Raw genomic sequence first — 26395 nt, forward strand, 5'->3', positions numbered from 1 at the left:
ACGGAGTAGCCCATCATGAGCAGCCCCCTGATCGTTCAACTGGACCTGGCAGAATTCTGTGAGGCGGCCGATTTGTCGGACGTCTGCGTGATCGAAATCGTCGAACACGGCATCCTCGAACCTCAGGGCGCGCAGCCCCGGGAGTGGCGTTTCACCGATTACGAACTGAGTCTGGCCAAACGCGCCGCGAAGCTGCGACGCGAGCTGGAGCTGGAGTGGGAAGGTGTTGCGCTGGCGTTGGATCTGCTGGAGGAAGTGCAGGCATTGCGTGCCGAGAATCGCATGTTGCGCCAGCGTCTGGGGCGGTTGGTGGTGGAGTAGTAGTCTGATGTTTTCCGGTTTGCTGATCTGGCCTCTTCGCGAGCAGCCTCGCTCCCACAATTGATCGCGGTCTTCTGTGGGCGCGAGCCTGCTCGCGAAGAACGATAACGCGGTCTTGCGACGTCAAAGTTTTCTGGGCAGCACCACGCTGAACAGCGTCCCGTCAGCTTCGTTCGAGCTGACTTCGATGGTGCCGCCATGGGCATTCACCACTTCCTTGACGATAAACAACCCTAACCCGAGGCTGGTCGACGGCTGTCCGAGCTCCTCGTCGGCGCTGCGCACCAACGGGTCGAAGATCGTTCCAAGCGCCTCTTCGGGAATCGGTGTGCCGTAGTTGTGCACTGACAGGCAGACGTTTTCGCCCTCAGCACTGATATTGAGGGTGACATCGCGCTTGTTGGCTCCGTGCTGTAAGGCATTGCCGATCAGGTTCTGCAGTAACTGATCGATTCGGCCGGCATCCCAGGTACCGCGCGTGTCGCCGTTCACATTGAGCGTCGGATCGCACTCCGGATTGCCGGCGCACGCCTCGGCAATCGCCGCCCGTGCGGCATCGGCCAGGTCCATTGGCGTCGGTTCGATCGGCAGGCTTCTGCCTAGTCGACTGCGCACCAGTTCCAGCAAGTCGCTGACCATCGCCGCCATGTGCCGCGCGCCACGCTTGATGTGCAGGGCGCAGGCTAGCGCATCGCCCTCGAGGCTGGATTTGCGCAGCAGCAACTCGATGGACATGCTCACCGCTTGCAGCGGCGCACGCAGGTCATGGCCGAGAATGGCGAGGAAGATGTCCCGCGAGCGATTGACCTGTTCGGCGTAGGCCGCAGTCGATTCGGCCAGTGCTTCGTCGATGGCTTCGTTGAAGCGGATCATGTCCTGAAAACAGGCCATGTCCGGGGCTTTGAGGCTGTCGACCCACAGGCGGATCACGCAAGCGCGCAGATGACGGAACTCGGAGGTCATCTGCACCAGGTCAAAACCCACGGTGTGGCGCAACTCGCCATGACTGGCGCCAGCCTCGTCCAGGCTCGGGGTTTTTTCCGGGCCTTCGCCCTTGGCTTTGGCGGCCTGTTCGGCAGGGCTCTGCGGCTTGCTCATGTCGCGGGCCGCGGCCCGCAGAATGGCGCTGGCGTGATCGCGCAGGGCGGTGGAATCCAGATAGTCGGCGGCCGGTGTGATAGTCGCGGCGAACTGTTCCCACTCATCGACGATAGGCTCGATATTGGCCAGGATGAACTCGGATAGACGCATGGGCAGTTCCTGAAAAGAGGTGGAGCGAATCGAATAGTAGTTCCTTTGGCGAGAAGTACACGACCGTTTGCGCGATAGTTTGATACCGGCACGAAAAAGGCCCCGAGACTGCGCGCAAGGCACGGTTCCGGGGCCTTTCTACTGCGTGTCGGCTGCGTCAGAACAGGAAATACCGCTGCGCCATCGGCAACGTTTCTGCCGGTTCACACCAGAGCAACACCCCGTCAGCCTTGACCTGATAGCTCTGCGGATCGACATCGATGGTCGGCAGATAGTCGTTGTGGATCAGGTCGGTTTTCTGCACATCACGGCAACCTTTGACCACGCCGATTTTCTTCTTCAGCCCCAGTGCTTCAGGCAACCCCGCTTCCTGCGCCGCCTGACTGATAAAGGTCAGGCTGGTGGCGTGCAGCGAGCCGCCGTAGCTGGCGAACATCGGACGGTAGTGCACCGGTTGTGGGGTCGGAATCGAGGCGTTGGCATCGCCCATCAGGCTCGCGGCAATCGCGCCGCCCTTGAGAATCAGCGTCGGTTTCACGCCAAAGAATGCCGGGCGCCACAGCACCAGATCGGCCCACTTGCCGACTTCGATCGAACCGACTTCGTGGCTGATGCCATGGGTGATCGCCGGGTTGATCGTGTACTTGGCGATGTAGCGTTTGGCGCGGAAGTTGTCGTTGCCTTCGCCGTCCTGCGGCAGCGGGCCGCGCTGTTTTTTCATCTTGTCGGCGGTCTGCCAGGTGCGCGTGATGACCTCGCCGACGCGGCCCATGGCCTGGCTGTCGGAGCTGATCATCGAGAACGCGCCGAGGTCATGAAGAATGTCTTCGGCGGCAATCGTTTCGCGGCGGATGCGGCTTTCGGCAAACGCGACGTCTTCGGCAATGCTTGGGTCGAGGTGATGGCAGACCATCAGCATGTCGAGGTGTTCGTCGATGGTGTTGCGCGTGAACGGCCGGGTCGGGTTGGTCGAACTCGGCAGCACGTTGGGGAAGCCGCAGGCTTTGATGATGTCCGGCGCGTGACCGCCACCGGCACCTTCGGTGTGATAGGTGTGGATGGTGCGGCCCTTGAACGCGCCGAGGGTGGTTTCGACGAAACCCGACTCGTTGAGGGTGTCGGTGTGGATCGCCACCTGCACGTCGAACTGATCGGCAACGCTCAGGCAGTTATCGATGCTCGCTGGCGTGGTGCCCCAGTCTTCGTGCAGCTTGAGGCCGATGGCGCCGGCCTTGACCTGCTCGATCAACGGTTCTGGCAGGCTGGCGTTGCCCTTGCCGGTGAGGCCGATGTTCATCGGGAAGGCATCGGCGGCCTGGAGCATCCGTGCCAGGTGCCATGGGCCGGAGGTGCAAGTGGTGGCGTTGGTGCCGGTGGCAGGTCCCGTGCCGCCGCCGATCATGGTGGTGACGCCGCTCATCAGCGCTTCTTCGATCTGCTGCGGGCAGATGAAGTGGATGTGCGTGTCGATGCCGCCAGCGGTGAGGATCATGCCTTCACCGGCGATCACTTCGGTGCCGGCACCGATGGCGATGGTCACGTTCGGCTGCACATCCGGGTTGCCGGCCTTGCCGATCGCGGCAATGCGCCCGTCCTTGAGGCCGACGTCGGCTTTGACGATGCCCCAGTGGTCAATGATCAGCGCGTTGGTGATCAGGGTGTCGACCACTTCGGCAGCCAGTAACTGACTTTGGCCCTGACCATCGCGGATGACTTTGCCGCCACCGAACTTCACTTCTTCGCCGTAGGTGGTGAAGTCTTTTTCGACCTCGATCCACAGCTCGGTGTCGGCCAGGCGCACCTTGTCGCCGACGGTGGGGCCGAACATGTCGGCGTAGGCTTGGCGGGAAATCTTCATGCTGCGTCCTTCAAGAAAATAGTGGTGAGCCATTGACCCTCACCCTAGCCCTCTCCCAGAGGGAGAGGGGACTGTACGCGGTGGGCCGGCTATCGGTGATCAGCTCCGCAGAGGGGACTGTTCACGGTGGGGCGGTTATCGGCGATCGGCTCCCTCTCCCTCGGGAGAGGGCTGGGGTGAGGGGCAGCGGTGCACGCAGATGTCAGAGATCACCCATTACTCTTCCGGCAAACCCGAACACCCGCCGCTTTCCGGCGTAATCGACCAGCTCCACCTCACGACTCTGCCCCGGTTCGAAGCGCACAGCGGTGCCAGCCGGAATGTTCAGGCGCATGCCACGGCTGGCGGCGCGATCAAAGGTCAGCGCGTCGTTGGTTTCAAAAAAGTGATAGTGCGAACCGACCTGAATCGGCCGGTCGCCGCTGTTGGCGACTTTCAGACTGATGGTGCGGCGGCCGACGTTGAGTTCGATGTCACCGGGCTGGATCTGGTACTCGCCAGGAATCATCACTGGGCTCCTTGCAGAATCTTGTAATAGAGGGCGGTCGGTCGATAGGTGCCGTTCGGGTCGCAGGCGTAATCAGGTATCTCGCCTGCGCGGCTGTAGCCCAACGCCTTGTAGAAATCTTCGGCGGGCGAGCCGGCCTCGGTGTCGAGGTAAAGCATGCCGCGCTTGTGCTTGGGCGCTTCGAGTTCCAGCGCATGCATCAATTGCTGGCCGAGACCGCGACGTCGCGCGTCTTCGCGCACCAGCAGTTTTTGCACTTCGGCACGATTGAGTCCGTTGGACTTTTGGCACAGGCCCAGTTGCACACTGGCGAGTACCTGCTCGTCCTTGACCACCACCCAAAGCAGCACGCTGCCTTTGTTGACGTTGTCCTGAACTTCATCGAAATACGCGCGAGCCTGTGTTGCATCGAGGTCGGCCATGAAGCCGACGCTGGCGCCGTAACCCACGGCATCGAGCAGCAGATCGATCAGACCCTGACGGTAATGCGCAAAACTTTCAGCATTGACGCGGCGCAGCTGGGCGGCGTTCATTGGTGTCACTCCTTGTTGGCGTCAGGCGGCTCCGCGCCAGGGTTGAGGGTCAGTTGCATAAAGGTCAGGTCGAGCCAGCGGCCGAATTTGGTGCCGACTTGCGGCATCTGCCCGGTGATGCTGAAACCGCTGCGTTCGTGCAGACGAACCGAGGCGGCGTTGCCGCTTTCGATGGCGGCGACCATGATGTGTTTGCCGCAGGTCCTGGCGCGTTCGATCAGTGCGCTCATCAGTTGCGGGCCGAGGCCATTGCCGCGCTGGTCGCTGCGCACATAAACCGAGTGCTCGACGGTGTGGCGAAAGCCGTCGAAGGGTCGCCAGTCACCGAATGAAGCGTAGCCGAGGACGCTGTTGGCGCCGTCGACGATCACCAGAATCGGATAGGCCTGGGCCTGGCGCGCACTGAACCACGCCTGGCGGTTGCCGAGGTCGACGGCCTGTTCATTCCAGATCGCTGTGGTGTTGAGCACCGCGTCGTTGTAGATGTCGCGGATCGCCGGCAGATCGGCGTGAATGGCATCGCGAATGGTGTAAGTCATGGCGCTGCCTCAGACGATCGGTTGGTGAACGGTGACCAGTTTGGTGCCGTCGGGGAACGTCGCTTCGACCTGGATTTCCGGGATCATTTCCGCGATGCCTTCCATCACTTGCTCGCGGCTGAGCAGGGTGGTGCCGAAGTGCATCAGCTCGGCCACGGTCTGGCCGTCACGGGCACCCTCCAGCAGCGCGGCGGAGATGTAGGCCATCGCTTCCGGGTAATTGAGCTTCACGCCGCGGGCCAGACGCCGCTCGGCGACGAGGCCGGCGGTGAAGATCAGCAGCTTGTCTTTTTCGCGTGGGGTCAGGTCCATTGTGGGGTTCCAGTATCGGCAGTTAAAAGTTATTAAGTCGGTCGCCACCTGTAGGAGCTGCCGAAGGCTGCGATCTTTTGATATTGATTTTTTGAAGCAAGATCAAAAGATCGCAGCCTTCGGCAGCTCCTACAGGGGAATGCATTTCAGGTGTTCCAGATTCGTGGGGGCTGGGCTTCGCGATCTAGCAGCACCGGCCGCAGCAAGCGCCATAAATCGATGAGCCACGCACGGGCGAGCAATGCTTCACTGGCCAGACACCGAGCGACCAATAGCCCCGGCAACTGCGTCAGATCCCCACGCACTTCGTGGCCCAGCGAGCGGCAACGCTCGAGCAATTCAGCATCGATTTCACCGGTGACCAACAACGTCGCAAACACCGGATTGCCATCCAGCCCGATCGGCGAATCAAGCAAACCGTCACCGCCGACAATGCGCTGGCGCTCATGCCAGAGCAATCGGCCATCGCGGCGAATGTCCAGATGCGCCTGAAAATGCCCACGGTCGAAACGCTCGCCACTGGCCGGGCGACCCAGCGCCACCACGTCCCAGTAGAACAGCCGTGCATCACCCTCAAGTTCAATCGAAGTTGTCAGCTCAGCCTGCGCGGCGCTGTAGACGATGGTTTCCTGCGGCAGCCATTCCAGCGTCGCCCCGGTCGCCACTTTCAAGTCGAGCTTCTGATAAGCCGGCCCACCCGCGCGATACCACTTTGCCGCGCCGGGGCTGGTGATCTGTGCCCAGGCGTCTGGTTCGACGCGGGCGCTGATGTCCAGTCGATCACCGCCGGCGATCCCGCCCGGCGGATGAACGATGATGTGCTGGCAGACCTCGGGGCCTTCGGCGTACAGGTGCTTTTGTACGCGTAATGGGCCGAGGTGCCGGCGCATGACCGGGCGCGTGCAGTCGCCGAAACGGGCGTAAGCGAGCTCCAGCTCGGCGTGCCAGCTCGGGGTAAACAGGGCAGGTGAAACAGTCGAATTCATGGTGTGTCATTATCGTTAGGAAGCTACAGATTAGTTCGTTGTACTAGATCGTTACCAGCCCGCGCACACCCTCGGCCTCCATATTTTCACCGCGACCTTGCTGGACGATCTCGCCCCGGGACATCACCAGGTACTGATCGGCCAGCTCCGCAGCGAAATCGTAGAATTGCTCGACCAGCAAAATCGCCATATCACCGCGCTCCGCGAGTTTCTTGATCACGGCGCCGATCTCCTTGATCACCGAGGGTTGAATGCCTTCGGTGGGCTCGTCGAGGATCAGCAAGCGCGGACGGCTGGCCAAGGCACGGCCAATTGCCAACTGTTGTTGCTGACCACCGGAGAGGTCGCCGCCGCGACGCTGCTTCATTTGTAGCAGCACCGGGAACAATTCGTAGATGAAACCTGGGACTTCTTTGGCTTCACTGCCGGGAAACCGCGACAGACCCATCAACAGGTTTTCTTCTACAGTCAGCCGTCCGAAGATTTCCCGGCCTTGCGGCACGTAAGCGATTCCGGCGTGAACGCGCTGGTGCGGCTTGAACGTGGTGATCGGTTTACCTTCCCAATTCACCACACCTTCCTTGGCCGGCAGCAAGCCCATCAGGCATTTGAGCAGGGTGGTCTTGCCCACGCCGTTACGGCCGAGCAGGCAGGTGACTTCGCCGACCTTCACGTCAAAACTGAGGCCACGGAGGATGTGGCTACCGCCGTAGTACTGGTGCAGCTTGTCGACTTGCAGCATGTTCAAAATCTCCCGAAATCCTCTGTAGGAGCTGCCGAAGGCTGCGATCTTTTGATCTTCTTTTTGAAGAGCAAGATCAAAAGATCGCAGCCTTCGGCAGCTCCTACACAGGACAAAATCTTCAGCGGCCGAGGTAGACCTCGATCACGCGCTCGTTTTCCTGCACCTGCTCAAGCGAGCCTTCAGCCAATACGCTGCCTTGGTGCAATACGGTGACGTGGTCGGCAATCGAGCCGACAAAGCCCATGTCATGCTCCACCACCATCAACGAGTGCTTGCCCGCCAGTGACTTGAACAACTCGGCAGTGAACTCGGTTTCCGCATCGGTCATGCCGGCCACCGGCTCATCGAGCAGCAGCAGTTGCGGGTCCTGCATCAGCAACATGCCGATCTCGAGGAACTGCTTCTGACCATGAGAGAGCAACCCGGCCTGACGATTGACCGAGGTGGTCAGGCGAATCGTCTCCAGCACTTCGCTGATCCGGTCCTTCTGCTCGCCACTCAAACGCGCACGCAAACTGGCCCACACCGACTTGTCGGTTTTCTGTGCCAGCTCCAGGTTTTCAAACACGCTCAGCGCTTCGAACACCGTCGGCTTCTGAAACTTGCGACCGATGCCGGCCTGGGCTATTTGCACTTCGCTCATCTGCGTCAGGTCGAGGGTTTCACCGAACCAGGCCTTGCCGTGACTGGGCCGGGTTTTGCCGGTGATCACGTCCATCAGCGTGGTTTTGCCCGCGCCGTTGGGGCCGATGATGCAGCGCAACTCACCGACGCCGATGTACAGGTTGAGATTGTTCAGTGCGCGAAAGCCATCGAAGCTGACGCTGATGTCTTCCAGTGTGAGGATCGTGCCGTGGCGGGTATCCAGCCCCGGGCCGACCCGCTGGCCGAGGCCGATGGAATCGCGGCTGGTGCCTTCGTCCTTGTTTGGTTCCACGGGAAAAAAGGCCGGTTCCAACATGAATTCAGCGCTCGCCGTGACTCTCATTGTTCACCTCGTTTCTTCAGCAGACCGATCACGCCTTTAGGCAAGTACAGCGTCACGACAATGAACAGCGCGCCGAGGAAGAACAGCCAGTATTCCGGGAACGCCACGGTGAACCAGCTCTTCATGCCGTTGACCACACCGGCGCCGAGCAGCGGGCCGATCAGCGTGCCGCGACCGCCTAGGGCTACCCACACCGCCGCTTCGATTGAGTTGGTCGGTGACATTTCGCTGGGGTTGATGATGCCCACTTGCGGCACGTACAACGCACCGGCCAGGCCACACAACACAGCGCTCAAGACCCACACGAACAACTTGAAACCACGCGGGTCGTAGCCGCAGAACATCAAGCGGTTTTCCGCATCGCGCAATGCCGTCAGCACGCGACCGAACTTGCTCTGTGCCAGGCGCCAGCCGATGAACAGACTCGCCACCAGCAACAACACCGTGGCCAGAAACAGCACCGCACGGGTGCCCGGTTCAGTGATGCCGAAACCGAGAATCGTGCGGAAATTGGTAAAGCCGTTATTACCGCCAAACCCGGTCTCGTTGCGGAAAAACAGGAGCATGCCGGCGAAGGTCAGGGCCTGGGTCATGATCGAGAAATACACGCCTTTGATCCGCGAACGGAAGGCGAAGAAACCGAACACCAGCGCCAGCAACCCCGGGGCCAACACCACCAGACACATGGCCCAGATAAAGCTGCTGGTGCCAGTCCAGTACCACGGCAATTCGCTCCACGACAGGAAAGTCATGAACGCCGGCAAGCCATCACCGGCAGCCTGACGCATCAGGTACATGCCCATCGCGTAACCGCCGAGGGCGAAGAACAGACCGTGGCCCAGCGACAGCAGACCGGCGTAACCCCAGACCAGATCGAGCGCCAAGGCGACGATGGCGTAGCAGAGGATTTTGCCGACCAGCGTCAGCGTGTAGGCCGAGACCGACAGCGCATTGTCCGCTGGCAACAGTGACAGCAGCGGCAGAGCAATCAGCAGCGCAAGAATCACCGCGCCAACCGCGATGGTGACTTTCGGCCCGGCCTTTTGTGTGGCCGTGACTAACAGAGGCTGGTTCATCAGTCGATCACCCGTCCTTTCAGTGCGAAGAGGCCTTGCGGACGTTTCTGGATAAACAGAATGATCAGCGCGAGGATCAGGATTTTGCCGAGCACCGCACCGATCTGCGGTTCGAGAATCTTGTTGGCGATGCCCAGGCCGAACGCCGCAAGCACGCTACCGGCCAACTGGCCGACGCCGCCGAGCACCACCACCAGGAAGGAGTCGATGATGTAGCTCTGGCCGAGGTCGGGGCCGACGTTGCCGATCTGGCTCAGCGCCACACCGCCGAGGCCGGCAATGCCCGAGCCGAGGCCGAAGGCGAGCATATCGACGCGCCCGGTTGGCACGCCGCAGCAGGCGGCCATGTTGCGGTTCTGGGTGACGGCGCGAACGTTGAGGCCCAAACGGGTTTTGTTCAGCAGCAGCCAGGTCAGCACCACCACGAACAGGGCGAAGGCAATGATGACGATGCGGTTGTACGGCAGCACCAGATTCGGCAGCACTTGAATGCCGCCGGACAGCCACGCCGGGTTGGCCACTTCAACGTTCTGCGCGCCGAACAACAAACGGACAAGCTGAATCAGCATCAGGCTGATGCCCCAGGTGGCGAGCAGGGTTTCCAGCGGGCGGCCGTAGAGGTGACGAATCACCGTGCGCTCCAGGGCCATGCCGATTGCCGCCGTGACAAAAAACGCCACCGGCAGGGCGATCAGCGGATAGAACTCGATGGCCTGCGGTGCGTAGCGCTGGAACATCAACTGCACCACGTACGTCGAGTAGGCGCCGAGCATCAGCATCTCGCCGTGGGCCATGTTGATCACGCCGAGCAGGCCGAACGTGATTGCCAGACCAAGCGCTGCCAACAGCAGAATCGAGCCGAGCGACATGCCGCTGAAGGCCTGGCCAAGCACTTCGCCGATCAGCAGCTTGCGCTTGACCTGGGCGAGGCTGGTTTCGGCGGCGGTGCGTACGCCGGCATCGCTCTCGACGCCGGGTTGGAGCAAGCCTTCAAGGCGTGTACGTGCCAGTGGGTCGCCAGTTTCGCCGAGCAGGCGTACGGCGGCGAGGCGCACCGCTGGATCGGTATCGACCAGTTGCAGATTGGCCAGCGCCAGGCTCAGGGCGGCGTGGACACTTTCATCTTTTTCGCCAGCGAGTTGCTGGTCGAGGAATTTCAGCTGCGCGGGTTTCGCGCTTTTCTGCAATTGCTGCGCGGCGGCCAGACGGATTTTGGCGTCGGCGGCGAGCAATTGGTGGCTGGCCATGGCGGTGTCGATCAGACCCCGCAGGCGATTGTTCAGGCGCAGGGTTTTCGCTTGGCCGTCGATGGTCAGCTCGCCTTGTTGCAGGGCGTTGAGCAATTCGATACGGGCCGGATCGGGCTGCGCGGCCCAGGTTTCCAGGAGTTTGGCCTGTTGCATGGGATTGGCCGCGACGAAATCTTCGGCATCGCCGGCGTGCGCCAGCATCGGCAGCAATAGTGCGATGGCTATGAGAAAGCGGTGTATGGCAGTGGGCATTAGTGGTGTTTCCTTTCTTGCGGTGGCCGATGGAGCGGTGTCCGGCTGTGAATCCGCCCCTCACCCTAACCCTCTCCCAGAGGGAGAGGGGACTGACCGAGTTGTCAGGTAATCCAACACCGACCTGACATTCATGCGTCGAACTCAGGATCTGAAAGCCATAGAGATCTGCTCCCTTCCCCCACTCCCGGAGGGAGAGGGGACTGACCGAGGTGTCTGGACGATGTGCTGCGACCTGCGAATTCGAGCCGAACTCAAGCTTTGAAAAGCATGAGGATCAGCTCCCTTTCCCCCTCTCCCTGAGGGAGAGGGCTGGGGTGAGGGGGGAAATCTCAAACCCGCCTCAATGACTGAATCCGCCTCAGTTGCTCTTCACCGCATAATCCGGCTTCTTGTCATTGCCCTGAATGAACGGACTCCACGGTTGCGCACGGATCGGCCCTTCGGTCTGCCACACGACGTTGAACTGACCGTCGCTCTGGATCTCGCCGATCATCACTGGCTTGTGCAGGTGGTGGTTGGTCTTGTCCATGGTCAGGGTGTAACCCGACGGCGCGGCAAAGGTCTGGCCGGCGAGGGCTTCGCGGACTTTGTCGACGTCGGTGGACTTGGCTTTCTCAACCGCTTGCGCCCACATGTGGATGCCGACGTAAGTGGCTTCCATCGGGTCGTTGGTCACGGCTTTGTCGGCGCCCGGCAGGTTGTGTTTCTTCGCGTAGGCCTTCCAGTCATCGACGAACTTCTTGTTCACCGGATTCTCGACGGACTCGAAGTAGTTCCACGCCGCAAGGTTGCCCACCAGCGGTTTGGTGTCGATGCCGCGCAGTTCTTCTTCGCCGACCGAGAACGCCACCACCGGCACGTCAGTCGCTTTCAGACCCTGGTTGGCCAGCTCTTTATAGAACGGCACATTGGAGTCGCCATTGACGGTCGAGATAACGGCAGTCTTGCCACCGGCGGAGAATTTTTTGATGTTGGCGACGATGGTTTGATAGTCGCTGTGACCGAACGGCGTGTAGACCTCTTCGATGTCCTTGTCGGCCACGCCTTTGGAGTGCAGGAACGAACGCAGGATCTTGTTCGTGGTGCGCGGGTAGACGTAGTCGGTGCCGAGCAGGAAGTAGCGCTTGGCGCTGCCGCCTTCTTCACTCATCAAATATTCAACCGCCGGGATCGCTTGCTGGTTCGGCGCGGCGCCGGTGTAGAAGACGTTTGGCGACATCTCTTCGCCTTCGTATTGCACCGGGTAGAACAGCAGACCGTTGAGTTCTTCGAATACCGGCAACACCGATTTGCGCGACACCGAGGTCCAGCAGCCGAACACCACAGCGACCTTGTCCTGGGTCAGCAACTGCCGGCCCTTTTCGGCGAACAGCGGCCAGTTGGATGCCGGGTCAACCACCACCGGCTCGAGCATCTTGCCGTTCACACCGCCCTTGGCGTTGATCTCGTCGATGGTCATCAGCGCCATGTCTTTGAGCGACGTTTCGGAGATCGCCATGGTGCCGGACAACGAATGCAGAATCCCGACCTTGATGGTCTCGGCAGCCTGGACAGTCCAGGTCATGCCCATCGCGGCAATGGATGCCGTGAGTGTGAAAGCCTTGATCAAACTGCGACGCTTCATTGTGCGATCTCCATGAACATTTAATTTTTCTGGTTGGCAGATGCGGACGGCTGAAGGTGTGTTTTGCAAGGGCTGTGCCCGGTCGGTATCGGGCAGGGAAATGTCGTGTCAGAGCGGTTGCACGCAGAGCCGGCGCACCATCAGGGGACGCGCATGGCGCATCGGTGCAAACGGCTGCGCCAGATTGGGGCGTCGCGATTGGCAAAGGTATGGATACAAAAACGATAAACATGTATCGCTGGTGACTTGCCTCGTCGGCACACACTCATTCGCTCATCCCGATTTTCTAAGCAGGTTTTATATGAGTGATGTGTCTGGCCGGTCCGGTGGCGCCGCAAGTTCTACGGCAACGTTCAAGCTGCCCCCCGTGAGTCCGGCGTTTCTGAGCGAAGAAGACGCCGCCTATTGGGTACATACACGGATTCCACTCAACCCGGACAAAGAATATGGCAGCGTGATTTTGCTGCACCCGGACGGAAAATTCCTGGCCACCTCACCCATCCCGGGTGAAGCGACCAGCTTTGACTTTGGCACCATTGTGCCGACCGATGCCCGTGGCGACATGCTCCATCCACTGGGTTACCGATGTATCGCCAGCGTACACAGCCATCCGCCGATACATGACCAGTTTCGCAATGGCAATCGGCGTCAGGATGAACATCTGCTCAGGCTGTTCATGAGCTTCTATTCCGGGGGCGATTTCATTGGTGATGTGTCGTCGCGGGATTTTTTCCGCAGCGCCTACCTTTCCGGGCCCGATGGCAGCTTGCTCAAATACGTGTCGAGCGGCTCGTCGGAGGAGCGCGACTATTTCCTCTGGCATCAATCCGGCGCGCCGTCTGGCGATGCGTCGGGTGCATATGACGTGATGGCGCTGATCAATAAGCTGGCGACCGTGGGTGAACTCAACGTTATTGTCTCGAACGCCGACTGGGGCCACTCCGTGGGCCGGGTACCTGCGGACTGGACGGCCGGCGCGGCGTTTTCCACTGGCGCGGTCAGCGAAATGCCGCTGATGACGCGCGTTTGCGTCAATGCCGAACGCGCCGTGCTGGCGGCACTGAAATCCAGAGGTGCGCAGACCGCCGGGCTGATCCTGAAAAAGCTCACTGGCGAACAATATGTGGCGACCCATGCACGCCCGAGCGGGCTGTCTGCCTGGGACGCCGAACACCTCTTTCCGCTGGACACCCAAGGCGATTTGCAACTGCCGCGGGGCTATCGGCTGGAAGGCTTTTACTTCGCCTCGCGACCCGATCCCAAACAGTTTCCGCCTGTGCAGCCGTGGCTCTACGAAAACTTCTTCAGCCCTCATGACATGGCGGTGGCCATCGCCGCGTTTGGCCGCAACCGGCATCTGGCAAAGGTCGGAGGCGGGTTATCGCTGTACATGCTGGCGCAGGATCAGGCCATGTTGAAATACAGCTTCAGCGGCACTCCGGTCGAAGCGGCACTCAGCGTCGAGTACGCTGACGGCACGATCAGTGACAATGGTGTGCAGGCGAGGTTATCGGCTGCAACCCTGCGCCCGCGCGCGTTTGTCTCGATGCTGGTGCTGGCCGGAAAACTCGAGGTTTTGCGGGGCAGCGCATTGTGGGCGAACCTGGGTGCGGTAGACCTGGAGTGGCAGCCCTTCGGTCATTTTCCCTGGCCGGCCTTGAGTCGGGATTTCCTGTCCGCCGATGACGCGGCCCGTCATGCCCACGAGAAAATCGGCAATCGCCGTGACCGACAGTACGCCGGCTACATTTTCCAGCGCGACAATCGCTTCGTGGTTACCGAGCCGCTGCCTGGCGATATCGCTACGCTCGGGCAGAACCGGCTCTATCCGCGGGACAATAACGGGCACCCGATTTTTCCCGATGACCATCTTTTGCACGCGCGCTATGTGAGCCACGTTGCATTGTCGGAGCTCGATCCCGCAGACGTCGATTACCCCAAGTGGACCTTTCATGAAGCGTTGCTGAGTCTGCAGATGTTCAGTGTCGATGAAGTCAGACAGGTGCTGCTTGATCAGATCGCGCTGTACGCATCAGCCGTACCGGACTCTCTGTTGCGGTTTGAGTCCAACGGCTCGGAGTCGGCGCAGAGTCTGGGCAGACGCCTTGGCACTCGACAAAATCCCGGTGCCTTGGCGACGGAGCTGGCTACTGGCAGCAAGCGCCCACACGACTTCATTCGTGAGCAAGCCGCCAGCGCTCGGTTGACCAGTCTTCTGGATAATCAGTTATGGGGCTATCGCGGCCGGATAGCCCCGACCTGGTCTGTGCGCGAAGCGCCACCTGATCCCGATGCGCCCGTCTGGCAGGTTATTCATGAGTTTCCCAAGCACACGGCGGAGCTTGCGGTCTCGCCGTTACCCGGGCACACCCGGCCTGCAAAGGATTTGCCTGCGTTGGCTTTACCGTTGCCGTTGCCGTGGCGCCGCCCGGCAATGGTGGCGTACGGTGCGGTGTTCGCTTCAGCGGACGAGGTGGCACAGAGTCAACATGCGCACGACAGACACTGGCAAGAAGAGAGAAGCGCCTGTTTCGGTTTCATCCTCAAACATCGTGAGCGTGATGAGTACATCGCCACGGAACGGGTTCCCGTCAGCGCTGCACAGAGCAATCTGTTTGAGTTGGATAGCCTGTTTGCCTTGCAGCGAACTTCTCCTTGGTATCGATTCCCTGAAGGCTTCGATTTACACGCCAGTTGGCATTCGCATCATCACGTAGAGGACCCGGCAAAAAGTCCGGATGACTGGCTAGCCCATTACTTCATTTCGCCGGATAACCTGACAACCGCGATGTATTACGGACGCCGTCGTCCGGTAGTTGCCTCTGACGTTCCGGTAGCGCTCTATATAGCGGCTCGCGATGGCGCCTTGTTGAAATACGCAAGAAACAAGTCCAGCAAGCTGTTTCATGACGCTAAGTCGCAAGGCACGCTCGAGACAATCAAGAACGATCTGGCGTCCGGGAAATGGCAGCCGACCGATTTTGTTCATGAGGTCGCCAACAGTGGCGAACTCGCGGTGATGCGCGCCGGCATATGCTGGGACCGGACGGGGCCGGTCAAGGTGCCCTGGCAGCCGTACGCCAATCTGCAGCGGCGCTGGCTCGGCCCGGTTTTTCAGACGGCTGACGATGCCGCTATCCACGCCAGAACGTTGCTTCCCGTTGTGACCGACAGCGTATATGGCGGCCTGATTCTGGAGACGGCCGAGAAGCGTTACGTGGCCACCGCGCCGATTGAAGTCAGCCATGAAGACTTCGATGTCACTCAGGTTTGCCCTGAGGAAAGCCGCACCTATGGATTATTTCCCCCCGATTGTCACATCGTGGCGCGCTACCGATCGCGCATCGCTCGCGAGGCGTCGCTGGTCGTATCGCCGGTTCAGAAGCAGATCTATCTGAACATGTTTTCGGTCGACGTACTGGAATCGGCATTCAACAGACGCGGGGTGACAGACCGCTACCGCGTGCTGGCGGACGGCTCGCTGGTGCGCTACAAACCGGAGCCATTGCACGAATACCTGTTTGCTCCGGACGGCTCGGTGCTCAGTTACCAGCCGCAGGCCGAACTTTTTTCGCAGCTGCTTGGCCAGGGCGATCGGTTTGCCGCCGTTGATGCAAAAGCGGTAATGCAGGGCTTGCGCAGCAGGCATTTGCAGCCCGTGGAATGGATCAACGCCCTGGCCAAGGGTGGGCGTCTGCAGGTGATCAAGGGCAGCGACATCTGGGGGCTGCCGCGCCGGGTATCCGTCTGGGCACCTTATTCGGCGGATTTTTTGCCGACGAGAGACTACGACAAGGCCCTGAGCAGACCCGCCTGCAGCCCACAGTTTGTTCAGGCAGATGCTGCCGCCAGATATGTTCACGAAGCGTCAGTGAGCCGGGAAGCGGCGACCTTCGGTTACCTTCTGGGTAATCAGCAGGGGATGTTTCTCGCAACCCTGCCCGTGGCGGTACAGCGCTCGGCGTTGGCTCTGGATCGGGTGTTCGAACAGGGCGAGCTGTTTTCAGGTTTTACGCTGCACGCCCTGTATCTTCGAGCCGCGCTGCCGCCGTTGGGCGTGCGGTCTGACGATGTGCGCCAGTGCTTTTTTCTGCCCAGCGATATTCAGGCGGCGTGCGTACGGGCCGACACACCACAGGGATATCTGCCGATCTACTTTTCCTGCGCGGACGGGGCGTTGTTGAAACTGCAGTTGCATGCGTTCGAGCCAGGCGAGTTTTACGATCGGTTCGGACAGATCGAGTTTCGTCCCAATGCATTTGTATCAGTACAACAGGCCGCGGCCGATGAAAGGGAGATTGCCAAGGGCACGTTCAGGATTTCTGCCTATGTTCACCGAATGGCACGAGCGGGCAAGTTAGAGGTTATCGAGAGCAGCGATCACTGGTCGCGACACGGCGAGGTGGGAGACAGCTGGCAACCACGACAGGTCGATGTCGGCAGTGAGCAACGCTGGCGGGAAAATCCGGTCCCGGCGCTGGGCCCGGTTTTCCATCACCCTGACGATGCTGCGCGCCATACACAAAAGCGCGCGACCGAGGCCACTTTCGATGTCGGCTATGAAAGCGCCATCCTGGCTCCGGCAACCGCTGGTCAATTTGTGCCGCTCGAACCCATGGTCCGGTCCGCACATGACCGAAACCCGCTTGCGCGGATATTCCTGTCGGCGAATGACGCATCGGCCAGTTGGCAACACCCGGCACCGCATTATCCCGAAGGTTACACACCGGTCGCGGCTCATCAGTTGCACCTGTCAGGCAACACCACTCTGGTGCCGGACGCGGAGGAGGTGAGAGCCAACTTCGCGGCGCCTGAGCTCGTGTATGCCCACACCCATGATCTGAAGAGCAGGGGTTTTGATATCCAGCATTATTTTTACTCGACGCCTCATCAGGTATTGCTTAAATACACGCCAGATTATTCAGATGCCGAAAGGGATCTGTTGCTGACCCGATCGGTGTTTTTCCTCAACGGGCGCTGGACCAACCGGCTAAGTCCCGGAGAATTCATTTCACGTCTCATGGCACTCGGCGAGTTCCGGGTACTGGTCGCAGGACATTACTGGCGGCAGACCGGGTTGATAAGACGCGGCTGGAATTTGCAGCGCCAACAGCCGTCGCCCCAAGGCGCTGTTCGTGTCCGGGATGAGTTGTAACTGACGATACCGGGTCTCGACAAAGGAGTGTGCCGCCGGCGGCGGCCACTCTTCGTTGAGTCCGACTCAAGTCGAGACCGACTCGGTCCGCCCGACGCGCGACAGCAGCAGGCGATCAAGCAACCACACCACCACCAGCGAAGCGCCCACCAGCGGAAACACCACCGCCAGCGCCAACATGATCACCACGCCGGTTTTCCATCTCGGCAGGTCATGGCGCAGCGGTGGTACGCCGAACTTGCCTTGCGGCCGACGCTTCCACCAGATCACCACGCCGCTGGCGGCGCTGAGCAGAATCATCAGGCAAATCAGCAGCACGACGATCTGGTTGAAGGTGCCGAACATCTTGCCTTCGTGGAGCATCACGCCGATTTCCGTAGCCCGCGCCACCGTGCCGTATTGCTCGAAGCGCACATCGGCGAGGACCTTGCCGGTGTACTGATCGATATGCAGGGTCGCATCGTTGCGCGGGTCATCGGCGAACACGGCGATGGTGAACACACCGGTAGCAGTGGTCGGCAGGGTGATGCTGTAACCCGGCTCGACCTCGCGCCGGGTAGCAATGTTCTGCACGTCCTGCAGGCTGATGGCGGGTGCTGCGGGGCCAGCGTTGCTGGCGCCGTGGTTCATATGTTCGGCGTGGTCGCCGGACATTGGCATCGGCGTGTTTTCCATCGCCCATGGCACGGTCTGGCGGGTGGCGGTGTTAAGGGTTCGCGCCTCGATGTCGGAGGTCGGCACGTTGTCCCACATCGCCGCCGGGAACACGTTCCACACCTGGGCGTATTGCTTGCCCCAGAAGCCGGTCCAGGTCATGCCACTGAGCAACATCACCAACAGCAATGTTGCGCCCCAGAACCCGGTGACCGCGTGCAGATCACGCCACAGCACGCGGCCGCGGCTATTCAGGCGCGGCCACAGAATGCCCGCCGCCTGACCGCGCGGCCACCACAGGAACAGGCCGGACACCACCAGCACCACGCCCCAGCCGGCGGCCATTTCAATGAGCCGGTCACCGACAGTGCCGATCATCAATTCGCCGTGGATGGCGCGGGCGATGGCCTGCAGATTTTGCTTCGCATCCTGCTCGCCGAGGATGTCGCCGTGGTATGGATCGATGAATACGTTGAGTTCGTGGCCGGCATTTTTCACCACGAATTGCGCGCTGCGCTCGGCATTCACTGGCGGCAGATACTGGGTGACCTGGCCTTGTGGATAAGCGCTTTTCACCCGTTGCAGCAGGTCATCGGCCGGTACGCTGTGATGACCGGCGGGGACGTTGAGCAGGCTGCTGTACATCAGCGAATCGAGTTGCGGTTTGAACAGGTAGATGATGCCGGTCAAGGCCAGCATCACCATGAACGGGGCGACGAAGAGACCGGCGTAAAAATGCCAACGCCAGGCCAGGTTGTAGAAATTCGGTTTGGGCTGTTTCATCACGTGTGCTCCGCTGGGCGAATTTTTTTAGATCAAAAGATCGCAGCCTTCGGCAACTCCTACAGGGGTACATGCAGCCTGCGATCTTCTGACTTTTCTTGTTAGAAACTCATGTCGACCTTGGTCCAGAGCGTGCGCCCCGGTTCATTGATCGCTTGTGGGTCGTTGGCCGGGTAGCCGAAACCGGCGTTGCCCGCCAGGTTCAGGTGTTCGGCGTAAGCCTTGCCGAACAGGTTGTCGACGCCGCTGCTGACCTTCCAGTTTTTGTTGATCCGATAGGCACCGTTGAGTGAGAACACGCCGAAGCCCGAACTCTTGTCGTAATCCTTGCCGACCACGTTGCCCTTGTTCTGATCGATACGGTTTTGCGCGGCAACTACCCTCCACAGTGCGCCGGCACTCCAGTTGTCTTCGCTGTAAGTCAGACCGAACCGTGCATCCAGCGGCGGCATCTGCGGCAGAGCCTTGCCGTCACTGCTGTTCTTGCCCCAGGCGTAGGCCAGGGTCGCGTCGGCTTTCCAGTTATCGGTGAGGTTGTACGCGGCACCGAGTTCACCGCCCATGATTCGCGCGTCGATGTTCTCTGCACGCGAGGTGCTCATGCCCATCATTGCCGGGGTGTAATCGAAGAGGATGTAATCGCGCACCACACCGATGTAACCCGAGGCCCAGGCTTCGAGTTCGGCGCTCTTGTAGTTCACGCCGAAGTCGAACTGGGTGGTCTTTTCCGGTTTGATCGAATCGAACGCATTGACCGATCCCGCCGGGCCGGACTTGGGCGAAAACAGTTCCCAGTAATCCGGGAAGCGCTGGGCGTGACCGAGGCCGGCATACAGCGTGGTCGGGCTGTCGGCGAGGTCATGCTCGTAACGGATGAAACCGCTGGGCAGGGTGTCAGCGCGGGTGTCGTCGGCGGTCGGGTTGGGGCGGCTCATCATTCCCGAACCGGTGGTCTGCCGATAATCCTTGGCCGAAGCGCGGTCGACGCGAGCGCCGGTGATCAAGCGATCACGGTCGGCGGCGTACCAGGTCATTTCGCTGAACACGCCGTAGTTATGAAAATCGGCGTCCTTGTTGTACGGCAGATCCTTGTAGGTATCGATGCCCATCGCACTGCGCTGGCGGTGCTCGTTGGTCTGCGCGTCGAGGCCGGTGATCAGCTGAATATCGGCCCAGCGCCAAGTGGCCTTGATCCGTGCGCCGAGGGTGCGGCGGTCGACGTTGGACGCCATGGGACCTGCCATCATGCCGGTGCCGGACGGCGTGCGCAGGGTGTAGTTGTCCATCACGTGGTCGGCGTAGTTGTAGTAGACCTGCGCTTCGAGTTTCTCCAGCACGTCAGTGATGTTGGATTTCTCGAAACGCAGGCCGAGGCTTTCACGCAGGAACTGCGAACCGTCCATGCCGCGTCCGGCGTAGCGTGCTTCACCATCGCCCTTGCCGGCGGTGAGTTCGATCAGGGTGTCGGCGTCCGGGGTCCAGCCCACTGCGATGTCGCCGTTCCACTTGTCGTAGCGCGAGGCGACGATGTCGTTGTTGCCGTCGCGATAGTCATCGGAATGCGCGGTGTTGCCGATCACGCGCACGTAGCCCAACGGGCCGCCGGCAGCGGCATCGACGACCTTGTCGAAGCGGCCGTGGGAGCCGGCCAGAATGCTCGCGTTCACCCGTGTGCCGAGTTCGCCGAAGCGCTCCGGTTCACGATCGAACAACACCGTACCGGCCGACGCGCCCGGTCCGTAAAGCACGGTTTGCGGGCCTTTGATCACGGTGAGTTTGTCGTAGGTTTCCGGCGAGATGTACGAGGTCGGTGCATCCATCCGGCCCGGGCAGGCGCCGAGCATCATGCTGCCGTTGGTGAGGATATTCAGCCGCGAACCGAACATGCCGCGCAGCACCGGGTCGCCGTTGGTGCCGCCATTGCGCACCAGCGCAAAGCCCGGAATGGTCTTCAGATAATCGCCGCCATCACTGGCCGGCACCGGTTGGCGCGGATCCTTGGGGTTGGTGACGATGGTCAGCGGTGAGCTCGGGGCAATCGCGGTAATCACCGTCGGGCTCAGTTCTTCCTGGTGGCCGGCGTGATCATCGGCGAGTACCAACGGTGACAGCAGGACGCCGCAAAGGACGGCGGTAGCGTGCCTGAGACGAATCCGCGATTCGTTCAAAGCGAAGGACGCCGGGGCAACGCCCGAGCGTGGAACAGCAGCAAACCTGGACATGACAATTTCCATCAAACAGTCGTAAACGACACGGCCGGCAGCCTGAAGCTGTCTTCTCAACCGTGTGCAATCAGAGGTGCGGTGTTTACGCTGTGACGGGCGGGGCGCGGGTGCGGGCGCCGGGGAAGAAGGTTTGCCGGGCGTGGCCCAGGCGGGGATAGGGCGAAGTGAAGGTGTTCAGCGGCGTGATGTTGAAGGCGACGAAATCACCGCCCCCAGTCAGCGCCGGGCAGTTGAACAGCAGGCTGCAGTAGCCGCACTTTTCCCACAGTACGTGGTGCGAAGATTGCGGCGGGCAGTGTTCGGCGCTCGGTTTTGCATCATGGCCCGCGTGATCCATGCCCGGCATGTCCATCGACATGTCCATGCTCATCGGCATCGATGTCGAGGCGTGCTGATCCATCGGCATCGACTGGGAAATCAGTGGGCCGATGAAGATCATCAACATGGCGAACAGGGCGATCCAGCTGCCGCGAGTCAGGTGTTGAGTCTGACGGCGTTGGCGGAAGGGCCTGGCGCTCAGCGGGCGCATGGGCGGAGTCTGCCGGAAGGCTTACTGGGCGTGCGCGTGGGCCTGCGTGGTTTCCGGTGGTTTCTTCTGCACCGAGACGTCGACGGTGACGTCACCGGCCTTCTCGAAATGCAGGGTCAGCGGGAAGCGTTTGCCGTCGCTGAGCAGGCTGCGATCGGTCGGATTGAGCAGCATCACGTGATAGGCCATCGGCGCAAACGTCACGTTGCCGCCGGCCGGAATGGCCACGCTCTTCACTTGCTGCATTTTCATCAGATCGCCCTGCATCACATGTTCATGCAGCTGCGCTTCAGGGGCGATGGGCGAGTCGACGCTGAGCAGGCGGTCGTCAGTCTTGCCGGCGTTGTGAATGATGAAATAGGCGGCGACCGTCGGTGCATTCGGCGGCAGCTCTTGCGACCAGGGATGGGCAATTTCCAGCTCGCCCGCCTTGTATTCGTGGGCATGGGCAAAGCACGCCGGCAACAGCAGCGCAGCGATTACGATGAGTTTGTTCAACATGGCAGTTCTCCAGAACGATTTGAAACGCAGGTCAATTGCGCGAACAAATCAAACCAGAGGGGAGGCGCGGGGATTGAGACTCGGCCATTGCTGGCGCGGAGTAGGTGTTTGCAGTGAGGCGGGCGCGACGCTGCGATTGCTTTCATAACGAGCGAAATACAGCTGCGGCGAGTGCCCCGGCAATGCCACCAACGGCGCCGAGCCTGAGCAACACCAGCAATGCTGCATGTTCGAATGGTTGTCGTTGCTCGGGGCCTTTTGATCGGTGGTGCCGATGTTGATCGCTACCATCTTGGTCCCGCTGCCGGTGCAGAAACTGCTCCAGAGCAACTGTTCGGCCGGTGAGCTGGCCGCCTGCGCCATTGCTCCCGTCATCGGCATGGCGAGCATGTTGAACAGCACTGCGAAGCAGGCGATCCAGGCAATTGCCAGCCGGTGTCGGTTCATGGGACAGATCCATTGGGTGGGCGATCAGGCGCGGCTATTTAGCCTGATCAGGGCCGATAAGTAAAAAAGCGTCGTGCGGTTTGGTGTCGCAGCGAACACGTCAATTACTCACTCAATTCACGGGTACGGCATGAACTTGCATATCTACACCAAGCGTAGCGCGGATTACCGAAAATATTTTGGCCAGGTTATCCATGCTCGGATTGCCTTTGGCTGAAAGCATTCGATGCAAGCTTTTACTCGGCTTTTCGGTCTCCCTTGCGAGCTCTTCGAAGCCGACCGTCGCATTGACGAGATCGCGCAGAATTATTCTGGCCATTTCTGGCTCGCCATTCAGGAACAGAGTCGCGGCCTCATCCAGTAATGCTTGAGCAAACTCCGGATCACGCTGGGCGCGTTCTGCGATTGAATGTTTGTAGCTTCGAGTGAGAACCATCAATTACCTCCGGTTCTGTTCAGCTTTTTTTCGAATTCGGAATTCGGCTATCAAGGCTTTCGCCTGTTTGATGTCTTTCTTTTGAGTCGATTTGTCGCCGCCACCAAACAAAATGATCAGACGTTTTCCCTCTTGTATGAGGTAGATCCGGTACCCAGGCCCCCAATTGATTTTGTATTCACCCAAGCCATCGAACCATTTGATATTGGAAGTATTGCCCAATTCCAACCTGACCATGGCATTTGAGACCTTCAGTGCCGCCTGCACACTTAAAGTGGAGATCCACCGACCAAATGGGCTTGATTCGTCTTCTTGTAGATATTCTTCGAGTGTGATCACGGCTAGCTCTGAAGGTAACAAATAGGTTACTTTTCATGCAGGCTGTGGATCTTGCCCTATGAGATGAACTCCGCCAACGCAGCAAGTGTTTCTTGAAGCAACAGAAACTCCCGATCAACCCCCGGCAACCCCGGCCGCTTCAACACAATCACCGGCACCCCACGTTCGCGCGCTACTTCCAGCTTTGGCTCGGTGGCGGTGCTGCCGCTGTTCTTGCTGATCAACACATCGATCTGCCGCCGCTCGAACAGTGCTCGCTCATCCTCCAATAGAAACGGCCCACGGGCGCCGATCACTTCGCAGCGTTCGTTGCCGGGGTAGACGTCGAGGGCGCGCAGGGTCCAGAACTGCTCAGCAGGGATTTCTTCGAGGTGTTGCAGCGGTTCGCGGCCGAGGGTGAACAGCGGTCGGCGAAACGGTTTGAGGGCTGTGATCAGCTCGGCCCAGTCGCTGACTTCGCGCCAGTCATCACCGGGCTGCGGTTGCCACGCCGGGCGGCGCAAGGCCCAGCAGGGGATGCCAGTCAGGCGTGCGGCGGTCGCGGCGTTCTGGCTGATCTGTGCGGCATAGGGATGCGTGGCGTCGAGCAGCAGCTCGATGCCTTCGTCATGAATGAATTGCGCCAGTCCTTCAGCGCCACCATAACCACCGACGCGCACCTGACAGGTCAGATCCGTCGGCACCCGGCCAACACCGGCGAGGCTGTAGATATGTTCTGCCCCGAGCGTGCGGGCAATCGCCAGCGCTTCGGTCACGCCACCGAGCAACAATATGCGCTTCATGCAAAACCTCCGGCATGCCCGACTATCCCGCCCTGACGATCAATCGCAAATACCTCGACCTGCACCTGCGGCGGCACCACGCTGCGGGCAAAATTCAGCGCATGGCGGCAGACCTCATCACCGAGGGCGATCCCCACCGCACTGGCCATGGCCAAGGCCTGCTGACTGGTATTGGCCTCACGAATGCTTTGCTGCAGCGCCTCTTCGGCGCCAATCGCCGCGGCCCACTCAGCCAGTTGCGGCAAATCGATACTTGAATGCCGCGAGTGCAGATCCATGTGCCCGGCCGCCAGTTTGCTGATTTTGCCGAAGCCGCCGCACAGGCTGAGTTTATCCACAGGCACTTTGCGCAGATGCTTGAGCACCGCGCCGACGAAATCGCCCATTTCGATCAGGGCGATTTCCGGCAGATCGTAAACCCGGCGCATGGTGTCTTCGCTGGCGTTGCCGGTGCAGGCTGCGATGTGCAGATAACCGTTGGTTTTCGCCACATCAATGCCTTGATGGATCGAGGCAATGTACGCCGCGCAGGAAAACGGCCGGACGATGCCGCTGGTGCCGAGGATCGACAGCCCGCCAAGAATGCCCAAGCGTGGATTCATGGTTTTCAGCGCCAGCGCTTCGCCGCCCTCGACATTGACCGTGACGTCGAAACCGCCGGCATATCCGGTTTCCGCGGCGAGCAGTGTCAGGTGATCGCTGATCATTTTGCGTGGCACCGGGTTGATTGCCGGCTCACCGACGCCGAGCACCAGGCCCGGCCGCGTTACGGTGCCAACGCCGGCACCAGCATTGAAACGAATCCCCGGTTTACTCAGCAGCCGCACGTGCGAATAAAGCAGGGCGCCGTGAGTCACGTCGGGATCATCGCCCGCATCCTTGATTGTGCCGGCCTCGGCGCCGTCATCGGTCAAGCGGCAGAACTCCAGACGCATCTGCACCTGTTTGCCTTTGGGCAAGACGATCTGCACCGCATCGGCTGACAGCCCGCTGAGCAACAGGCGCGCGGCGGCGAGGCTGGTCGCGGTGGCGCAGCTGCCGGTGGTCAGGCCGCTGCGCAGGGGCGCGGGTTGTTCAGCGGTTTCGTCACGCATCGAGGGGTTTGACCAGATCGAGCAGGGTGATCGGCAGCGCCTGCCGCCAGGTGTCGAACTCGCCGAGCGGCTGCGCCTGGGCGACATGGATGCGCGTCAGCTCGCCGCCGAAGCGTTCGCGCCAATTCATCAGGGCCACTTCGCTTTGCAGCGTCACCGCGTTGGCGACCAGACGGCCACCGGGTTTGAGTTGCGCCCAGCAGGTTTCGAACACGCCTTCACGGGTCACGCCGCCGCCGATGAAAATCGCGTCCGGGCGCTCCAGTCCGGCCAGCGCCTGCGGTGCCTTGCCGCGAATCAGTTGCAGACCGGGCACACCCAGCGCATCGCGGTTGTGCTCGATCAATTGCTGGCGACCTTCGTCGGCTTCGATGGCCAAGGCGCGGCAGCTCGGGTGCGCGCGCATCCACTCGATGCCGATCGAACCGCTGCCGGCGCCGACATCCCAGAGCAGTTCGCCGGGTGTCGGGGCGAGGCGGGCGAGGGTGATGGCGCGCACATCGCGTTTGGTCAACTGGCCGTCATGCTGGAAGGCCGAATCCGGCAATCCGGCGAGACGCGAAAGGCGTGGCGCTTCGGCATCGGCCAGACATTCGATGGCAATGACATTGAGGTCGGCCACTGACGCGGCATTCCAGGCATTGGCGGTACTGTCGATGCGCCGTTCGGCATCACCGCCAAGATGTTCAAGCACGCTTATGCGACTCGAACCGAAGCCGCGTTCGCCGAGCAATTGCGCGACCGCCGCCGGGCTCTGGCCATCGTTGCTCAGCAATAACAGACGCACGCCGCTGAACAGTTGCGCATTGAGCGCCGCCAGCGGTCGGGCCACCAGCGAAAGCACCACCACCTCCTGCAACGGCCAGCCGAGGCGGGCAGCGGCCAGCGAGCAGGACGACGGGGCGGGCAGGATCAGCATTTCCTCACTTGGCACCTGGCGGGCGAGGCTGGCACCGACGCCGTAGAACATCGGGTCACCGCTGGCCAGCACGCAGACCGCTTCGCCACGCTGTTCCAGCACGGGTGCGAGGGAAAACGGACTCGGCCACAACTGCCGTTCGCCGCGAATGCACGCTGGCAGCAAATCCAGTTGGCGCTGGCCACCGACGATCCGCGAGGCGCCCAGCAGGGCGCGCCGGGCGTTTTTGCCCAGGCCCTTGAAGCCGTCTTCACCGATTCCCACTACCGTCAGCCAGGGTGACAT

At 60.8% G+C, this 26395-nt stretch carries 24 protein-coding genes; 2 read left to right on the forward strand and 22 right to left on the reverse strand.

Annotated features, from left to right (window positions below):
* Positions 1–15: 15 nt before the first annotated feature.
* Positions 16–321 carry a chaperone modulator CbpM gene (locus QZR14_RS06980; RefSeq protein ID WP_311996206.1) on the forward strand — a complete coding sequence of 102 codons (306 nt, stop codon included), beginning with the start codon at positions 16–18 and terminating at the stop codon, positions 319–321.
* A 123-nt stretch (positions 322–444) separates the two neighbouring features.
* Here QZR14_RS06980 and QZR14_RS06985 read toward each other — a convergent pair whose 3' ends face one another.
* The 12 genes from QZR14_RS06985 to urtA form a co-directional block, all read right to left on the reverse strand.
* Entirely contained in the window at positions 445–1572 is a 1128-nt protein-coding gene (locus QZR14_RS06985) for a sensor histidine kinase (protein WP_311996207.1), read from the reverse strand.
* Between the two features lie 157 nt (positions 1573–1729).
* Positions 1730–3430 carry an urease subunit alpha gene (ureC, locus tag QZR14_RS06990; RefSeq protein WP_311996208.1) on the reverse strand — a complete coding sequence of 567 codons (1701 nt, stop codon included), beginning with the start codon at positions 3428–3430 and terminating at the stop codon, positions 1730–1732.
* Between the two features lie 202 nt (positions 3431–3632).
* Entirely contained in the window at positions 3633–3938 is a 306-nt protein-coding gene (locus QZR14_RS06995; protein ID WP_194935506.1) for an urease subunit beta, read from the reverse strand.
* On the reverse strand, positions 3938–4471 hold the full coding sequence (locus QZR14_RS07000; RefSeq protein ID WP_311996209.1) for a GNAT family N-acetyltransferase: 534 nt from the start codon (positions 4469–4471) through the stop codon (positions 3938–3940). The genes QZR14_RS06995 and QZR14_RS07000 overlap by 1 nt, the downstream gene beginning before the upstream one ends.
* A gap of 5 nt (positions 4472–4476) precedes the next feature.
* Complete coding sequence (locus QZR14_RS07005) at positions 4477–5010, reverse strand: GNAT family N-acetyltransferase (protein ID WP_311996210.1); 534 nt, start codon at positions 5008–5010, stop codon at positions 4477–4479.
* Between the two features lie 9 nt (positions 5011–5019).
* Entirely contained in the window at positions 5020–5322 is a 303-nt protein-coding gene (gene ureA, locus QZR14_RS07010; protein WP_016984788.1) for an urease subunit gamma, read from the reverse strand.
* 146 nt (positions 5323–5468) lie between these two features.
* A complete protein-coding gene (locus tag QZR14_RS07015) occupies positions 5469–6308 on the reverse strand; it encodes an urease accessory protein UreD (RefSeq protein WP_311996211.1) in 840 nt (279 codons plus the stop codon).
* Between the two features lie 43 nt (positions 6309–6351).
* Positions 6352–7050, reverse strand: a complete 699-nt coding sequence (gene urtE, locus QZR14_RS07020) for an urea ABC transporter ATP-binding subunit UrtE (RefSeq protein ID WP_150750055.1) — start codon at positions 7048–7050, stop codon at positions 6352–6354.
* A gap of 121 nt (positions 7051–7171) precedes the next feature.
* The gene (urtD, locus tag QZR14_RS07025; RefSeq protein ID WP_095047336.1) at positions 7172–8041 is read right to left on the reverse strand and encodes an urea ABC transporter ATP-binding protein UrtD; all 870 of its coding nucleotides are present in this window, start codon (positions 8039–8041) and stop codon (positions 7172–7174) included.
* Complete coding sequence (gene urtC, locus QZR14_RS07030; RefSeq protein ID WP_123448442.1) at positions 8038–9117, reverse strand: urea ABC transporter permease subunit UrtC; 1080 nt, start codon at positions 9115–9117, stop codon at positions 8038–8040. Before urtC ends, urtD begins: the two co-directional genes overlap by 4 nt.
* Positions 9117–10619 (reverse strand): urea ABC transporter permease subunit UrtB, encoded by a 1503-nt coding sequence (urtB, locus tag QZR14_RS07035; protein ID WP_311996212.1) that lies wholly within the window; start codon positions 10617–10619, stop codon positions 9117–9119. Before urtB ends, urtC begins: the two co-directional genes overlap by 1 nt.
* A gap of 361 nt (positions 10620–10980) precedes the next feature.
* Positions 10981–12246: an urea ABC transporter substrate-binding protein gene (urtA, locus tag QZR14_RS07040; RefSeq protein ID WP_095047339.1), complete on the reverse strand. Its 1266-nt coding sequence runs from the start codon at positions 12244–12246 to the stop codon at positions 10981–10983.
* Positions 12247–12547: 301 nt separating this feature from the next.
* Between urtA and QZR14_RS07045 the strand changes: the two genes are divergently transcribed.
* Positions 12548–17401 (forward strand): DUF4329 domain-containing protein, encoded by a 4854-nt coding sequence (locus QZR14_RS07045; protein WP_311996213.1) that lies wholly within the window; start codon positions 12548–12550, stop codon positions 17399–17401.
* A 66-nt stretch (positions 17402–17467) separates the two neighbouring features.
* On the opposite strand, the gene QZR14_RS07050 is transcribed toward QZR14_RS07045, so the two are convergent.
* From QZR14_RS07050 to cbiE, 10 genes are all read right to left on the reverse strand, one after another.
* Positions 17468–18838: a PepSY-associated TM helix domain-containing protein gene (locus QZR14_RS07050; RefSeq protein ID WP_311996214.1), complete on the reverse strand. Its 1371-nt coding sequence runs from the start codon at positions 18836–18838 to the stop codon at positions 17468–17470.
* A 101-nt stretch (positions 18839–18939) separates the two neighbouring features.
* Positions 18940–21060, reverse strand: coding sequence for a TonB-dependent copper receptor (locus QZR14_RS07055; protein WP_311996215.1), 2121 nt, complete (start codon positions 21058–21060; stop codon positions 18940–18942).
* 85 nt (positions 21061–21145) lie between these two features.
* Entirely contained in the window at positions 21146–21592 is a 447-nt protein-coding gene (locus tag QZR14_RS07060; protein ID WP_311996216.1) for a DUF2946 domain-containing protein, read from the reverse strand.
* A 21-nt stretch (positions 21593–21613) separates the two neighbouring features.
* Positions 21614–22093, reverse strand: coding sequence for a copper chaperone PCu(A)C (locus tag QZR14_RS07065; RefSeq protein ID WP_311996217.1), 480 nt, complete (start codon positions 22091–22093; stop codon positions 21614–21616).
* Between the two features lie 48 nt (positions 22094–22141).
* On the reverse strand, positions 22142–22540 hold the full coding sequence (locus QZR14_RS07070) for a DUF2946 domain-containing protein (protein ID WP_250602990.1): 399 nt from the start codon (positions 22538–22540) through the stop codon (positions 22142–22144).
* A 112-nt stretch (positions 22541–22652) separates the two neighbouring features.
* Entirely contained in the window at positions 22653–22976 is a 324-nt protein-coding gene (locus QZR14_RS07075; protein ID WP_025111781.1) for a helix-turn-helix domain-containing transcriptional regulator, read from the reverse strand.
* Between the two features lie 3 nt (positions 22977–22979).
* Entirely contained in the window at positions 22980–23315 is a 336-nt protein-coding gene (locus tag QZR14_RS07080) for a type II toxin-antitoxin system RelE/ParE family toxin (protein ID WP_008078140.1), read from the reverse strand.
* A 56-nt stretch (positions 23316–23371) separates the two neighbouring features.
* The gene (locus QZR14_RS07085; RefSeq protein ID WP_311996218.1) at positions 23372–24097 is read right to left on the reverse strand and encodes a cobalt-precorrin-6A reductase; all 726 of its coding nucleotides are present in this window, start codon (positions 24095–24097) and stop codon (positions 23372–23374) included.
* Positions 24094–25191 (reverse strand): cobalt-precorrin-5B (C(1))-methyltransferase, encoded by a 1098-nt coding sequence (locus QZR14_RS07090; RefSeq protein ID WP_311996219.1) that lies wholly within the window; start codon positions 25189–25191, stop codon positions 24094–24096. Before QZR14_RS07090 ends, QZR14_RS07085 begins: the two co-directional genes overlap by 4 nt.
* Positions 25184–26395: a precorrin-6y C5,15-methyltransferase (decarboxylating) subunit CbiE gene (gene cbiE / locus QZR14_RS07095; RefSeq protein WP_311996220.1), complete on the reverse strand. Its 1212-nt coding sequence runs from the start codon at positions 26393–26395 to the stop codon at positions 25184–25186. Before cbiE ends, QZR14_RS07090 begins: the two co-directional genes overlap by 8 nt.

Source organism: Pseudomonas sp. rhizo66 (assembly GCF_031931925.1).
Classification (GTDB): domain Bacteria; phylum Pseudomonadota; class Gammaproteobacteria; order Pseudomonadales; family Pseudomonadaceae; genus Aquipseudomonas.

Bases quoted from the DNA above. Each gene is read 5' to 3' on its own strand.
- QZR14_RS06980 (WP_311996206.1), top strand. From the start codon at position 16: ATGAGCAGCCCCCTGATCGTTCAACTGGACCTGGCAGAATTCTGTGAG.
- QZR14_RS06985 (WP_311996207.1), bottom strand. From the start codon at position 1,572: ATGCGTCTATCCGAGTTCATCCTGGCCAATATCGAGCCTATCGTCGAT.
- ureC (WP_311996208.1), bottom strand. From the start codon at position 3,430: ATGAAGATTTCCCGCCAAGCCTACGCCGACATGTTCGGCCCCACCGTC.
- QZR14_RS06995 (WP_194935506.1), bottom strand. From the start codon at position 3,938: ATGATTCCTGGCGAGTACCAGATCCAGCCCGGTGACATCGAACTCAAC.
- QZR14_RS07000 (WP_311996209.1), bottom strand. From the start codon at position 4,471: ATGAACGCCGCCCAGCTGCGCCGCGTCAATGCTGAAAGTTTTGCGCAT.
- QZR14_RS07005 (WP_311996210.1), bottom strand. From the start codon at position 5,010: ATGACTTACACCATTCGCGATGCCATTCACGCCGATCTGCCGGCGATC.
- ureA (WP_016984788.1), bottom strand. From the start codon at position 5,322: ATGGACCTGACCCCACGCGAAAAAGACAAGCTGCTGATCTTCACCGCC.
- QZR14_RS07015 (WP_311996211.1), bottom strand. From the start codon at position 6,308: ATGAATTCGACTGTTTCACCTGCCCTGTTTACCCCGAGCTGGCACGCC.
- urtE (WP_150750055.1), bottom strand. From the start codon at position 7,050: ATGCTGCAAGTCGACAAGCTGCACCAGTACTACGGCGGTAGCCACATC.
- urtD (WP_095047336.1), bottom strand. From the start codon at position 8,041: ATGAGAGTCACGGCGAGCGCTGAATTCATGTTGGAACCGGCCTTTTTT.
- urtC (WP_123448442.1), bottom strand. From the start codon at position 9,117: ATGAACCAGCCTCTGTTAGTCACGGCCACACAAAAGGCCGGGCCGAAA.
- urtB (WP_311996212.1), bottom strand. From the start codon at position 10,619: ATGCCCACTGCCATACACCGCTTTCTCATAGCCATCGCACTATTGCTG.
- urtA (WP_095047339.1), bottom strand. From the start codon at position 12,246: ATGAAGCGTCGCAGTTTGATCAAGGCTTTCACACTCACGGCATCCATT.
- QZR14_RS07045 (WP_311996213.1), top strand. From the start codon at position 12,548: ATGAGTGATGTGTCTGGCCGGTCCGGTGGCGCCGCAAGTTCTACGGCA.
- QZR14_RS07050 (WP_311996214.1), bottom strand. From the start codon at position 18,838: ATGAAACAGCCCAAACCGAATTTCTACAACCTGGCCTGGCGTTGGCAT.
- QZR14_RS07055 (WP_311996215.1), bottom strand. From the start codon at position 21,060: ATGTCCAGGTTTGCTGCTGTTCCACGCTCGGGCGTTGCCCCGGCGTCC.
- QZR14_RS07060 (WP_311996216.1), bottom strand. From the start codon at position 21,592: ATGCGCCCGCTGAGCGCCAGGCCCTTCCGCCAACGCCGTCAGACTCAA.
- QZR14_RS07065 (WP_311996217.1), bottom strand. From the start codon at position 22,093: ATGTTGAACAAACTCATCGTAATCGCTGCGCTGCTGTTGCCGGCGTGC.
- QZR14_RS07070 (WP_250602990.1), bottom strand. From the start codon at position 22,540: ATGAACCGACACCGGCTGGCAATTGCCTGGATCGCCTGCTTCGCAGTG.
- QZR14_RS07075 (WP_025111781.1), bottom strand. From the start codon at position 22,976: ATGGTTCTCACTCGAAGCTACAAACATTCAATCGCAGAACGCGCCCAG.
- QZR14_RS07085 (WP_311996218.1), bottom strand. From the start codon at position 24,097: ATGAAGCGCATATTGTTGCTCGGTGGCGTGACCGAAGCGCTGGCGATT.
- QZR14_RS07090 (WP_311996219.1), bottom strand. From the start codon at position 25,191: ATGCGTGACGAAACCGCTGAACAACCCGCGCCCCTGCGCAGCGGCCTG.
- cbiE (WP_311996220.1), bottom strand. From the start codon at position 26,395: ATGTCACCCTGGCTGACGGTAGTGGGAATCGGTGAAGACGGCTTCAAG.